This is a genomic window from Vibrio sp. TMPB1044 (assembly GCF_030442075.1).
Classification (GTDB): domain Bacteria; phylum Pseudomonadota; class Gammaproteobacteria; order Enterobacterales; family Vibrionaceae; genus Vibrio; species Vibrio satsumensis.
The window spans coordinates 43,703-56,549 of the sequence record NZ_JAUJED010000014.1 but is presented as its reverse complement, the minus strand read 5'-3'; the positions used below and the strand labels follow the sequence as shown (position 1 = coordinate 56,549).

Below are 12,847 nucleotides of genomic sequence, written 5' to 3'. Positions count from 1 at the left end.
CAGTTTAATGGAGAAGCGAGCTTAGAAAAAGCAGATTTTAGATAAGCCTACCTTTGCAGGCTTATCTGGGTGCCACGTATTTGAAAACTAGTGGAAATGGTGAACATCAACAGCATTACGCTTTACTATGGCTTGGCGGCTGATATTGCATGGATTGGTCGTTTCTCATAAAGATATTGCTCGCGACCAAGCTACCAATGCAAATCGAACCAAGGGCGAGCCAAGTCATCGCATCGGGAATCTCGTTAAAAAGCGGGATGGCTAACAAGGTTGCTACTGCGGGGGTTGCACTGCCAAAGGCGGCAGAACGTTCAGCCCCTAAGGTATTGACCGCATAAAGGTAAGTGAACGCCGCTATTAAACCCGCTCCAACACCTTGTACCATTGAATGAATGGCTAGCTCTGCGAAAGGCCATTGAGCGAAAGGGGTATCCATTAAATGGCTAGGGAGCTTTCCGGTGAGGATAAGCAGCACTAACAACAAAGTAGAGCAGAGAGAAATAAACCCTGCACTGACCAAAGCATCTAGGTTGGCGACACGGGCAGAGATAGTGAAGGTTGCCCACATCAAGCTCCCGCACAGGAACAGTAAGTGACCTTTGGTGTATTCAAAGTTGAAGCTGTTTAAGCTACTCCCCAAAAACAACAGTATGCCGAGCAAAACCAGACCTAAACCTACAACACGGTGTCGGCTGAGTGGTTGCTTAAAAAAGAGTACTGCAATTCCTGTGACGAACAGCGGAAGTGTCCCCGGAACTAACGCACTGCCATGTGATACGGGGACAAACTGCATGGCCGTTCCGGCAACAAGTAGATAAGGCAATCCGCTACCCACAAACATACCCGTTAGATATCGTTTAGGGACGACTGCAATGGCGCAGCGTGCTTTCCACATCAACGGTAATAGCACCAAAGCCGGTATGAGAAATCTTGTGAGAGCGATATCTGCAGGTGTTAAATCTGAATTCGCGCCGCCTTTAAGAGAAAGGAAAAAGCTCGCCCAGATCAGCAGAGTGACGGTAATTGATAGATAGCCAAGGTTCATAATAAACAATGAAAGTGAATGATGACTAATTATGGAGGAGAGCTCGTGCCTCAAGTTGGCAAGTTTCGTTCTAACTTGACCTATCATTGAGGATTTCTGCTAACATTCTTTCAATTGTTAACGAATTGAACTAATGAATGGCTTTCACTATGGACAGAATTGATAGACATCTTCTCGAGTTGCTGCAAAAGGACGGTAGATTGACCACAGCAGAGTTAGCTGATGAAGTCGGCTTATCCCCGTCACCTTGTGCTAGACGTATCAAAAGGCTTGAAGAAAAAGGCATTATCGACGGTTACCGCGTGAGCTTATCTCGAGAGAAGGTGGGTGTGGCGATGAGTGTGTTTGTCGAAGTGAGCCTAAACAACCACCAAGAAGTGTCGATCGATAAGTTCGAAGGTGCCATTGTCGAGATGGAGGAGGTGATCAGCTGCCATGTCGTTTCTGGCGCTTACGATTATCTGTTAGAAGTCGTTAGCCCGAACCTGATGGCCTATGAAGCGTTTACCAGAAAGCTTCAGCGTCTCTCTAACGTTAAAGACATCCATACTCATCTCGCGATAAGACAAGTGAAAGGCAATGCGCCGCTTCCTGTTTACACCGACTAAGCAGAGGGAAAGTGTGAGTGTTATCGAGTATAGTGAGCTGAAAACGAAATGGTTTGATCTTTGGATAACAATGCGAAGGTGACAAAAGATCTTCCACAAAATGACAAAATCACGGCAATAAAAAACGGAGCACCTCGTGAAAGGTACTCCGTATATGATAGGTGCAAAACTTAGTGATACTTAAAGTGAGAGATTGAACAATCCCCAGTTTGTGCATTAATTCTGAATGAAAAAGCATGTGAATGGTAATCCACACCATCATTCCAAATTGTTTCTCCAAATATCTTACATAGCTCTAGCTCACTTACTGAACCGAACTCTTCCATGTGTTTAGCTACAGATAAAAGTTTACCTCTTATCTCTGCAGTCCATTCCGTGTTACTCAAGCAGTTGAAAGCCATAGTCTTTTGCATATTACCTAGCCAAAATGTTTCTTGTTATTAAGTTATATGAAGATTCATGATAACAATTTTCTGGCGTTTGTAAATCTATTTTGTGATGAATATCTCACATACTCGCTTGCATTGGTCGGAAATTGAACTGCATTGTTGATAGTTAGCACATTAGTTTTACAACTTATTGATAAAGCTTTGATTAGCGAGCTCTTAGAATATTATGAACTGGGTAGAACATATTTATCGGAAAAGTCCAGTCGAACAGTGAGGTGATCTAATGGTTTCTTCAGTTTGATACATCGCTTACCGGTTGGTTTGTGTGGCGTGCTTCATCAAGCATCGTAGCTTCTCTACGGTATATTGAAGACAGCTGCCGAAATTTTTCACTGAGTGTATAGAGATCTCGAGAGAGTGATTGTGAGCTTTGTACGTGCACCTGCGCACTTTCTGTTTGTCTCGGTAGTTTTGCTCTAGCACAATGTTTAGCGACGGCTTGCCAAGAATGTGTGAGAGACTCAGCCCCATCTAACTCGGTAGACACAACGTATGCCTGTTTTAATAGAACCTCAGAGATATTGTAAGCGGTATTCATATGACTATTGAGCTGTACATTAAACCTTTGTTCGTACTTTGCCCAAAGCTTAATGATCTGCTTTTTGGTGAAATGTTTGGATAACAGCGTTTGTGACTTGTAGGTTGAGAGAACTTGGTTGAATTCTTTGGTGTATTGGTTGTAACGTCCTTCAAATGAGAGCTGGCGATCCAACAGTATTTGCCAGTTTTCACTGCTACATTGGTTTGCTAGCACGACATTAGTACTCAAAGGTACACACACAATGATAACCTTCACCCAAAAACTCATGACTTTCCTCTGCTTACCGCGTTCTCTATATAGAGTATAGATGAGCAGCAGCATGAGTTGGTGTACACTTGAACCATACCTAAAACGGAAGAGCTGGTGGATTTGATGAAAAAAGCGCTGATCGCTTTACTTGTGTTGTTAATATTGGGAGGAGGAGCTGCGTATTACTTCTTGATCATGAATAAAGCCCCAATTCCACCAGAGAAAATAGAAGAGCCAGCTGTAGAAGTTACTCAGCAGTCAGAATCTGACCTTGCACCCATAATGGATCTTCAGCCTGAACCAGAACAGACGGAATTTTACGTTTTGGATAGAAAGCTTGAAGTGGTAGAACAGCCTGAAATTGATGGGTTGATAACAGATTATCTCTACAAAGGTGAAAAGATCGAAGTGTTAGAGAAACAAGGCGAATGGGCTCGTATCTCTGATTATATTGTTCTCAAAGAAGGTGGCCCGCAGACAGCTGAATGGGTGTCTATGTCAGGTCTATCTAATGATGAAGTGATTATCTCAGAAAAAGAAAGCAAAGAGATATTAGATTCCTATTTGGTTAAGTCTGATGACCTCAAGATTCATCAAGAGAAATTCCGTAATTCGGTGGCTAAACTGATCTCTGAAGGGGAGTGTGTCCCAAGTGATTTTGAAGAACTCGGCGGGTGGGTGAAATCGGTTAAGTACAGCAATCGAGATGTTTATTTTATTTATTGTGGTGGGTTGTCCCTTGAAAATAAAATTTATCTTGATGTAAATACAAATGAAATATTTATGAGGTAGAACCCCACGCTCTATTTATTAATAATGTTTACTTAAGCCCACTCATAGATTGAGTGGGCTTTTTTTGCCTATTCATAATGTTCAGTTTTCCAATCCAGAACGTTAATTATATTGAGTTTTATATGGAATGATAAGGAACCATTTATTAATGGCTAATAAGAGTTTTATTATTATTACCATGATCAATCGTTTCAAAATCTCACTTTGCATTCTTCTTGAAACAAGCTAAGAAATATGGGTTTATCTCTTGTTAACAATGACTTATCTACTTGGTGATAAAGTTAAAAGTAAATAAATCTTTTTGATATCAGTATCTTGCATTAATTTACATGTTCGCAACATTTCATTGGTTTTGAGAGGGAAGTCAAGTTTTTAATCATAAGATATAAATATTTTCCATTTGTAATAATATTTTTTGATTTTGAGTTGTAGGGTTTAATTAAAGCAAAACGTAAAGTTTAATTATCAACTAAGACATTATCTTATTAACATCATTGTTATTTAATTGCTTGTAAGGGATGGAACCATTAATGAAAAAGCTTGCTTTAATTACAGGGTCAAAAGGCGGTATCGGCTCAGCAATTTCCTCTAAATTAGTTGCAGACGGTTATCGTGTCATCGCGACTTATTTTACAGGAAACTACCAATGTGCATTGGAATGGTTTAACGAAAAAAAATTCACCGAAGATCAAGTGAGATTGTTTGAATTAGATGTTACCAATACTGCGGAATGTGCGCTGAGCTTAAGCAAGTTGTTAGAAGAAGAAGGCACTGTGGATGTACTGGTCAACAACGCAGGTATTACTCGTGATAGCGTATTTAAAAAGATGGATGCTGAAGCATGGAAAGAGGTTATCGAAACGAACTTAAACAGTTTGTTCAACGTGACTCAACCTTTGTTCGCTCCTATGTGCGAAAAGGGTAATTGTCGAGTCATCAATATCTCTTCCGTCAATGGTCTTAAAGGTCAATTCGGACAAACTAACTACTCGGCAGCGAAAGCTGGAATGATTGGTTTCTCTAAAGCTTTGGCTGCGGAAGGCGCTCGTAGTGGCGTAACAGTGAACGTAATTGCCCCTGGCTACACAGCAACTCCTATGGTTGAGCAAATGAAGCCTGAAGTACTGGATTCAATCAAGAACCAAATCCCGATGAAACGCTTAGCAACACCTGTTGAAATTGCGGACGCAGTGGGCTTTTTAGCGAGTGAATCTGGCGCGTACATTACAGGCGAAACATTGTCTGTGAATGGCGGCTTGTACATGCACTAATTGGCGAAACTGAAGGGAATGGAATGATGGAAAAAGTATTTATTGTTGCAGCTAAGCGCACTCCTATTGGTGCATTCACCGGGTCACTAAAAAACGTATCTGCGGGTGATTTGGCTGGCGTTGCTATCAAAGGCGCACTTGAGTCTGTCGATCTTGCGTTGGATGCGATTGATGAAGTGATTGTCGGCAACGTGATTTCGGCTGGTCAAGGCATGGGGGTTGCTCGTCAGGCTTCCATCTATGCAGGGTTACCTGAGGAAACACCTGCATACGGCGTGAACATGATTTGCGGCAGCGGCATGAAATCAGTGATGGATGCAGCGGCGCACATCAAAGCACAAGATGCTGAAGTCGTTATTGCTGCTGGCGTTGAAGTCATGTCTCAAATTCCTTTTGTGGTACCAGCGAGCGTTCGTAACGGTCACAAAATGGGTGACATCTCAATGAAAGACTTACTGGTTGGTGATGGCTTAACCGATGCGTTTAATCACTACCACATGGGCATGACCGCTGAAAATATCGCGAATACGTTGAATATTTCTCGCCTTGCTCAAGATAACTATGCCCTAGAAAGCCAACAGAAAGCAGTTGCGGCGATTGAAGCGGGTAAGTTTAACGATCAAATTGTGCCTGTAGAAGTTAAGCAGCGTCGACAAACTGTCACTTTTGATACCGATGAGTACCCGAAGTCAGACGCAACCTTCGAAGGTCTACAAAAGCTTCGCCCAGCATTTGACCGTGAAGGGTCTGTGACTGCGGGTAACGCTTCGGGCATCAATGATGGCGCGAGTGCAATCATCTTAGCGTCTGAATCGGCGGTAGTGAAACATGGTCTAACACCTTTAGTGGAACTGACCAGTTACGCACAGTCAGGTCTGGACCCAAAGATTATGGGGTTAGGCCCAGTAGAAGCCGTTTCTAAAACGCTTGATAAGGCGAATCTAACTCTAGAAGAAGTAGATTTGTTTGAATTGAATGAAGCGTTTGCAGCACAAGCTCTTGGCGTAATGTACCAATTGTCAGAGCAGCATGACTTACCGCTTGATGAGTTCAAGCCAAAGGTCAATGTGAATGGTGGTGCAATCGCGCTTGGCCATCCTTTAGGTGCTTCAGGCAATCGAATTATTGTTTCACTCATCCATGAAATGCTTGAACAGAAAACGACTTATGGCGTTGCTTCACTCTGTGTGGGTGGAGGAATGGGAACCGCTGTTTTGCTAAAAGGTATTGAAGGTTAGAGCCTGATATATCGGTAGCAATCTTAAATATCGGATCAGCTTTTCAAAGCATCGTGAGTTAATCGATGAGCGTTGGCTGAACCGATAGTGACACAAATTTATTAAACTATGTATTCATCAGGAGTTACTTATGTACACGGATATTTTCAAAACAATTACTGACCAAACTGAAAAGCAATTTGAACCGTACTTAAAGTTCAACAAGTTGGTTGCAAAGAACGTCCAAACGATGACTGAACTGCAAATGAATGCAATGCAGACTTACACGGACATGGGTCTTGCGCAAATGAAAGCAGTGACTGAAATCAAAGACGTGGCTAGCCTAACGGCGTTCAACAGCCAGCAACTAGCAGCGCTAACTCAACTGTCTCAACAGATGATGAGTGATAGCTCAAAAATGCAAGCTGCTGCAAAAGAGTTCAAAGAAGATGTTGAAACACTAACAACTGAAAACTTGAAAACAGTTACACCTGCATAAATTTAATCGCCATCGAGTTAGCGCAGTGTTTACTGTGAGGCTCGGTGGCGATTTTCCGATTATTGGAGTCATGTTATGTTTCAACACTTCTTTTCGGACTACCTTGTTAAACTTCAACAAACGAACCAGCAATGGTGGGAAAGCTTTGAACAAAACAAGGAAGCCGCGCAATCTCCCCTAAACCAAGCGATGCAAGAATTGAACTTTGATGATGCATCAAAAATCTTCGAGCAAGCCGCTAACCAACCCGCCGTTCTACTTCAGTTACAATCTCAATGGTGGGAACAGCAACTTAAGATCTGGCAGAATACCGCGCTGATGGGCAACACCGAGAGTGTTATCTCAGAAGACCGCAGCGACAAGCGCTTTATTGATGAAGCGTGGAAAAACGACCCGTTCTACAGCTTTATAAAACAATCCTATTTGTTATTCAGTAAAAGCTATATCGACACCATCAACTCGATCGAAGGTATTGACGAAAAAACCAAAGAGCGAGTGGCGTTCTTTTCTCGTCAGGCAATCAATGCACTTTCTCCAAGCAACTTTATTGCAACGAATCCAGAGTTGATGAAACTGACGCTTGAGCGAAATGGTGAAAACCTCCTCGATGGATTAGAGCAGTTACAAGCAGACGTTGAAGCAAGCGCCGATATACTCAAGATCCGCATGACCAACAACAACGCTTTCCGATTGGGTGTGGATGTTGCGAACACCGAAGGTGATGTTGTCTTTCAAAACGAGCTGTTTGAGCTGATTCAGTACCATCCAAAGACACCGCAGGTTAACGCGACGCCTTTGTTAATCGTTCCGCCGTTCATCAATAAGTACTACATTCTTGACCTTCGTGAGAAGAACTCGATGGTTCGCTGGTTACTTGAGCAAGGACATAGCGTATTCATGATGTCTTGGCGCAACCCTGGTGAAGCGCAGAAAGACACTGAGTTTGGTGATTATGTTACGGAAGGCGTGGTTAAAGCCGTTGCTGCGATTGAAGACATTACCGGTAAAGAGCAGATTAATGCAGCAGGTTACTGTATTGGTGGCACTGTGCTCGCTTCAACGGTGGCTTACTACGCTGCAAAACGCATGAAGAAACGTATTAAAACCGCGACGTTCTTTACCACCTTGTTGGATTTCTCGCAGCCGGGTGAGGTGGGCGCGTATATCAATGAGACAATCATCAACGCGATTGAGAAGCAGAACGATGGCAAGGGCTATATGGATGGTCGTTCGTTGAGTGTGACGTTCAGTTTGCTTCGTGAAAACAGTCTGTACTGGAACTACTACATTGATAACTACCTCAAAGGCAGCAGCCCGATGGAGTTTGATCTTCTGTACTGGAACAGTGACAGCACAAACGTGGCGGCTAAGTGTCATAACTTCTTGTTGCGAGAGCTTTATCTAGAAAACAAACTGGTTCAAGACAAAGGCGTGAAAGTGGGCGGTGTTTGGATTGATCTCAATAAGATAAAAATACCAAGCTATTTCATTTCAGCCAAAGAAGATCATATCGCTCTTTGGCAGGGGACTTACCGTGGTGCCTTGAATACCGGTGGCAACAAGACGTTCGTGCTGGGCGAGTCTGGTCATATTGCGGGTATTGTTAATCACCCAGACAAGAAGAAGTATGGATTCTGGCTTAACGATAACTTAGATGATTCTGCAGACGAGTGGTTATCGAATGCGACTCACAATGAAGGTTCATGGTGGACACACTGGAATCAGTGGCTCCAAGGTTTTGAAACTGAAGAAAAAATCGAACCTTTCAATCAAGGCTCAGAGCTTAATCCTGTGATTGGCAAGGCTCCAGGTAACTATGTAAAACAGGTACTTCCTATCGTCGATAAAGAAAACGTTGATACAGAAGTTGCTAAGAAAGACGTACCGGAAAGTGAAGCTTAGAGTACGTATACGTATTTGAAAGTAAAAGTACAGAGCGTCAGATAATAAAAAAGCCACTGAAATCAGTGGCTTTTCCTATCAACGCATTATCAGAAGTAACTGGTAGACGTTGATGCAATCTCGATTATTAATCGATTTCTTTGTCTTTACCCATAGATAAAATCCAAAGAGAAACGGCTGCAACACCTGCGAAGCCGCCAAGAATGATAACTGGCATAGCGCTGTAACCTAGGATGTGCCAAATTACGCTTTCTAAAGTACTCATTCAATCGCTCCTTATTGCCAGCCTTCAACGCCGTGCATGTCTGGTAGTTTGTGTGCAATACCTTTGTGACAGTCTACACACGTTTTTTCACCAGAAGCTAGCGCAGTCGAGTGTTGTTTCGCGCTACGAGGGCTCTGCTCTGAGAAGTCCATGTAATCGAACTGGTGACAGTTACGACACTCAAGTGAATCGTTCTTTTTCAATCGAGCCCATTCGCGTTCCGCTAGGTGAGCACGACGTGCTTTGAACTTTTCTTCAGTATTGATGGTTTTCGCAATAAAGTGTGCGTATAGCTCTTTAGATGCTTGAACCTTACGAACAATTTTATCTGTCCATTCATGAGGTACGTGACAGTCTGAACAGATAGCACGAACACCAGAACGGTTAGAGTAGTGAATTGTCTCTTGGATTTCAGCAACGATAGGTGCGTGACAGCCAGAACAGAACTCTTCCGTGTTAGTTGCCTCCATACCCGTGTTGAATGCACCCCAGAACAAAAGACCACCCGAGAAACCCAAGAACAAAACAACGCCTACGGCTGCTTTACTTGGTGTCGCGAGTCTTTTCCAAAACGCTTTAAGTAATTTTATCATATATAGCCTCTCTTACAGTCCGGCTACGATTAACGCAGTGAATCTACAGGTTTGAACTCGTTCTCAACTAGTGGCTTAGCATTAGCTTGAGGTACGTGACACTGTAGACAGAAGTAACGACGAGGTGATACGTCTGCAAGTACCGCATCTTCACGGTTCATGTAGTGAGTTACACTCACTTTAGTAGCACCCATTTCTTTTGCGTTTTTCCAGCTGTGGCAAGAAAGACACTTGTTAGCGTTAAGAGAAACTTCATAGCTACGAATAGTATGAGGCACTAGAGGTGGTTGGTATACGTAGTCACTCTCAAGTACTTGGTCACGAGGGAACTTTTTGAAGTCATCTGCTGCGCGAGTTGCTTCAAGTTCACTTGCACCACGTAGAGATTCTACGCCACCAATGCCGCCTGGGTTATCCAGTTCAGCTTGAGCTTGAACTGCACCAGCTAGCAAAAGACCAGCTGATAGTAGAGCAGTAATCAGTTTTTTCATGGTTAATTTCTCCGCCTAAAGGCTAATTCTTTGAGAGGACTACTTTTTTCAAAAGCGTGAAAAAAGTAGCCGCAATATTAGATACTTAAGATCGTCTCTCTAAGCCTAGGGCTTAAGCGACTTTAGTGATCTTAACTGGACACTTCTTGTAGTCCGTCTGTTTAGACAGAGGATCCGTTGCATCCAAGATCAACTTGTTGATCAGAATTCTTGCATCAAAGAATGGTACGAATACCAAGCCTTGTGGTGGACGGTTACGGCCGCGAGTTTCAACACGCACACGAACTTCACCACGTTTGTTTTCGATAAGAACTTCATCACCACGGCGAAGACCACGAGCTTTAGCGTCAGCAGGGTGGATGTAACAAAGTGCATCCGGTACTGCTTTGTAAAGCTCTGGTACACGACGAGTCATAGTACCTGTATGCCAGTGCTCAAGAACACGGCCTGTACATAGCCACATATCGTATTCTTCGTTTGGTACTTCTGGTGGAGCTTCATATGGAGCATTGATGATCAGCGCTTTACCATCTGGTTTTCCGTAGAAGTCCCAGCCAGAGCCTTTCTTAGCGTATGGATCTGAACCTTCTTTAAAGCGCCATAGTGTTTCTTTACCGTCAACAACTGGCCAACGTAGGCCGCGTACTTTGTGATAAGTATCGTATGGTGCTAAATCGTGACCGTGGTCGCGACCAAATGCAGCGTACTCTTCGAATAGACCTTTTTGAACGTAGAAACCTTGTGCTTGTGCATCGTCGTTAAGCTCTTGAGCTTCAGACAGAGGGAACGCATCAACATTGCCGTTTTTGTAAAGTACGTCGTACATGGTTTTGCCACGGTACTCAGGCATCTTCGCAACCAGTTCTTCCCCCCAAACTTCTTCAATAGTGAAGCGCTTAGAGAACTCCATGATTTGCCATAGGTCAGACTTAGCTTCACCTACCGTTTTCACTTGTTGGTACCAAGCTTGTGTACGACGCTCAGCGTTACCGTAAGCACCTTCTTTCTCAATCCACATTGCGGTAGGAAGTATAAGGTCAGCAGCTTGAGCTGTTGCTGTTGGGTACGGGTCTGAACAAACAATGAAGTTGTCTGGGTTACGGTAACCAGGTAGACGCTCAGTGTTGATGTTTGGACCAGCTTGCATGTTGTTGTTACACATTACCCAGTAAGCGTTGATCGTACCGTCTTTCAATGCTCGGTCTTGAGCAACAGCGTGTTTACCAGGTTTTGCTGGGATAGTGCCTTCTGGAAGTTTCCAGATGTCTTCTGCAATCTTACGGTGTTTAGGGTTAGCAACCACCATATCTGCAGGTAGACGGTGAGAGAACGTACCTACTTCACGAGCTGTACCACACGCAGATGGCTGGCCAGTTAGTGAGAATGGGCTGTTACCTGGAGTAGAAATCTTACCTGTTAGAAGGTGGATGTTGTACACAAGGCTGTTCATCCATACACCACGAGTATGTTGGTTCATACCCATAGTCCAAAGTGACATCACTTTGATGTTTGGATCCGCGTATTGCTTAGCAAGCTTGATCAGGTTCTCTTCAGATACGCCTGACATTTCAGATGCTTTTTCTACTGTGTACTCAGCAACCGATGCTTTGTAATCTTCGAAAGAGATTGCAGTCATTGCGCCTGAGTTAGGGTTTGCTGCTGCTTTCTGTAGAGGGTCATCATCACGAAGACCGTAACCGATGTCTGTTGTTGCTTGCTTGAAGTTCGTGTGTTTGTTCACGAAGTCCCAGTTAACTGCATCGTTTTGGATGATGTAGTTTGCGATGAAGTTTGCAATCGCAAGGTCAGACTGAGGGTTGAAGATGTAACCAGTGTCTGCAAGCTCAAAAGAACGGTGGTAGTAAGTAGACAGTACGTTTACTTGAACGTGTGGGTGGCTTAGACGACGGTCTGTAATACGAGTCCATAGTACTGGGTGCATTTCTGCCATGTTTGAACCCCACAGTACAAATGCGTCTGCGTGTTCAAAGTCATCGTAACAACCCATTGGCTCATCGATACCGAAGGTACGCATGAATGCACCTACCGCAGAAGCCATACAGTGACGAGCGTTTGGATCGATGTTGTTTGAACGGAAACCCGCTTTCATCATCTTAACGGCTGCGTAGCCTTCCATTACTGTCCACTGACCAGAACCGAACATACCAACACCTGTTGGGCCGTTCTTCTTAAGAGATGCTTTCCATTTCTCAGCCATCACGTCGAACGCTTTGTCCCAAGATACTGGTGCGAAATCACCATCTTTATGGAACTCGCCATCTTTCATACGAAGAAGAGGCTGTTCTAGACGGTCTTTGCCGTACATGATTTTTGAAAGGAAGTAGCCTTTGATACAGTTAAGGCCTTTGTTTACCGGTGCTTCTGGGTCGCCTTGAGTCGCAACCACTTTGCCGTTTTGAGTACCTACTAGTACCGAACAGCCCGTACCACAAAAACGACAAGGCGCTTTATCCCACGTGATTTTTGTTTGATCAGAGCTAGCAATCAGATTGGTTGCTGTTGCTGGTAGTGTCACACCTGCAACGGCTGCCGCTGATGCAGCTGCGTTTGCTTTCACAAACGCACGTCTTGTCATTTTCATACTTCACCCTCAAGTTGAGAATTGTTGCTTCCAGTTTCTAAATCCGTTTCTTCTAGTCCAGTTTCGATTTGGTGATAAACCAAAGCTGTCCCTAAAACGTTCTTAATGTTGTTTATTGCTTCGATGGTGTCCGTTACAAAACCTTGGTTTTCGGTTTCTAGGACCACGATGATTTTGCCTTCAGGGCTATCTCCGTAGATTTCAGCGTTATCGAATTGCTCGATCTCTGCTTTGATCTCATTGAGATGCTCTGGGCTCACATGCACGACTAAACTTGATATATGCACTTCATTTAGTGCCATAAATTGCTCTCGTTATTTTTA

At 43.6% G+C, this 12,847-nt stretch carries 14 protein-coding genes; 6 read left to right on the top strand and 8 right to left on the bottom strand.

Annotation, left to right across the window (positions count from 1 at the left end; genetic code table 11):
• Positions 1-115: 115 nt before the first annotated feature.
• Positions 116-1,045 carry a DMT family transporter gene (locus tag QQ041_RS08400; RefSeq protein ID WP_146490728.1) on the bottom strand — a complete coding sequence of 310 codons (930 nt, stop codon included), beginning with the start codon at positions 1,043-1,045 and terminating at the stop codon, positions 116-118.
• 149 nt (positions 1,046-1,194) lie between these two features.
• Between QQ041_RS08400 and QQ041_RS08395 the strand changes: the two genes are divergently transcribed.
• Positions 1,195-1,653, top strand: coding sequence for an Lrp/AsnC family transcriptional regulator (locus QQ041_RS08395; protein WP_102423585.1), 459 nt, complete (start codon positions 1,195-1,197; stop codon positions 1,651-1,653).
• A 170-nt stretch (positions 1,654-1,823) separates the two neighbouring features.
• Here the strand turns inward: QQ041_RS08395 and QQ041_RS08390 are convergent, their stop codons facing one another.
• Complete coding sequence (locus tag QQ041_RS08390) at positions 1,824-2,066, bottom strand: hypothetical protein (protein WP_146490726.1); 243 nt, start codon at positions 2,064-2,066, stop codon at positions 1,824-1,826.
• 268 nt (positions 2,067-2,334) lie between these two features.
• Positions 2,335-2,910 carry a hypothetical protein gene (locus QQ041_RS08385; RefSeq protein WP_285953576.1) on the bottom strand — a complete coding sequence of 192 codons (576 nt, stop codon included), beginning with the start codon at positions 2,908-2,910 and terminating at the stop codon, positions 2,335-2,337.
• A 96-nt stretch (positions 2,911-3,006) separates the two neighbouring features.
• Here QQ041_RS08385 and QQ041_RS08380 point away from each other — a divergent pair, with 96 nt between their 5' ends.
• The 5 genes from QQ041_RS08380 to phaC all read left to right on the top strand — a co-directional run bounded on the left by QQ041_RS08380 (position 3,007) and on the right by phaC (position 8,573).
• On the top strand, positions 3,007-3,684 hold the full coding sequence (locus QQ041_RS08380; RefSeq protein ID WP_285953575.1) for an SH3 domain-containing protein: 678 nt from the start codon (positions 3,007-3,009) through the stop codon (positions 3,682-3,684).
• A gap of 530 nt (positions 3,685-4,214) precedes the next feature.
• A complete protein-coding gene (locus QQ041_RS08375; protein ID WP_146490723.1) occupies positions 4,215-4,955 on the top strand; it encodes an SDR family oxidoreductase in 741 nt (246 codons plus the stop codon).
• 26 nt (positions 4,956-4,981) lie between these two features.
• Entirely contained in the window at positions 4,982-6,193 is a 1,212-nt protein-coding gene (locus tag QQ041_RS08370) for an acetyl-CoA C-acetyltransferase (protein WP_146490722.1), read from the top strand.
• Between the two features lie 130 nt (positions 6,194-6,323).
• A complete protein-coding gene (locus QQ041_RS08365; RefSeq protein WP_055318901.1) occupies positions 6,324-6,671 on the top strand; it encodes a phasin family protein in 348 nt (115 codons plus the stop codon).
• 75 nt (positions 6,672-6,746) lie between these two features.
• Complete coding sequence (gene phaC / locus QQ041_RS08360; protein WP_285953574.1) at positions 6,747-8,573, top strand: class I poly(R)-hydroxyalkanoic acid synthase; 1,827 nt, start codon at positions 6,747-6,749, stop codon at positions 8,571-8,573.
• Between the two features lie 127 nt (positions 8,574-8,700).
• Here phaC and QQ041_RS08355 read toward each other — a convergent pair whose 3' ends face one another.
• From QQ041_RS08355 to QQ041_RS08335, 5 genes are all read right to left on the bottom strand, one after another.
• Positions 8,701-8,838, bottom strand: a complete 138-nt coding sequence (locus QQ041_RS08355) for a TIGR02808 family protein (protein WP_010430103.1) — start codon at positions 8,836-8,838, stop codon at positions 8,701-8,703.
• 11 nt (positions 8,839-8,849) lie between these two features.
• A complete protein-coding gene (locus QQ041_RS08350; RefSeq protein ID WP_009845456.1) occupies positions 8,850-9,431 on the bottom strand; it encodes a NapC/NirT family cytochrome c in 582 nt (193 codons plus the stop codon).
• Between the two features lie 29 nt (positions 9,432-9,460).
• Positions 9,461-9,922, bottom strand: a complete 462-nt coding sequence (locus QQ041_RS08345; RefSeq protein ID WP_004731324.1) for a nitrate reductase cytochrome c-type subunit — start codon at positions 9,920-9,922, stop codon at positions 9,461-9,463.
• A gap of 112 nt (positions 9,923-10,034) precedes the next feature.
• The gene (gene napA, locus QQ041_RS08340) at positions 10,035-12,524 is read right to left on the bottom strand and encodes a periplasmic nitrate reductase subunit alpha (RefSeq protein WP_048660077.1); all 2,490 of its coding nucleotides are present in this window, start codon (positions 12,522-12,524) and stop codon (positions 10,035-10,037) included.
• The gene (locus QQ041_RS08335; RefSeq protein ID WP_017058194.1) at positions 12,521-12,826 is read right to left on the bottom strand and encodes a chaperone NapD; all 306 of its coding nucleotides are present in this window, start codon (positions 12,824-12,826) and stop codon (positions 12,521-12,523) included. The genes napA and QQ041_RS08335 overlap by 4 nt, the downstream gene beginning before the upstream one ends.
• Positions 12,827-12,847: the final 21 nt, after the last annotated feature.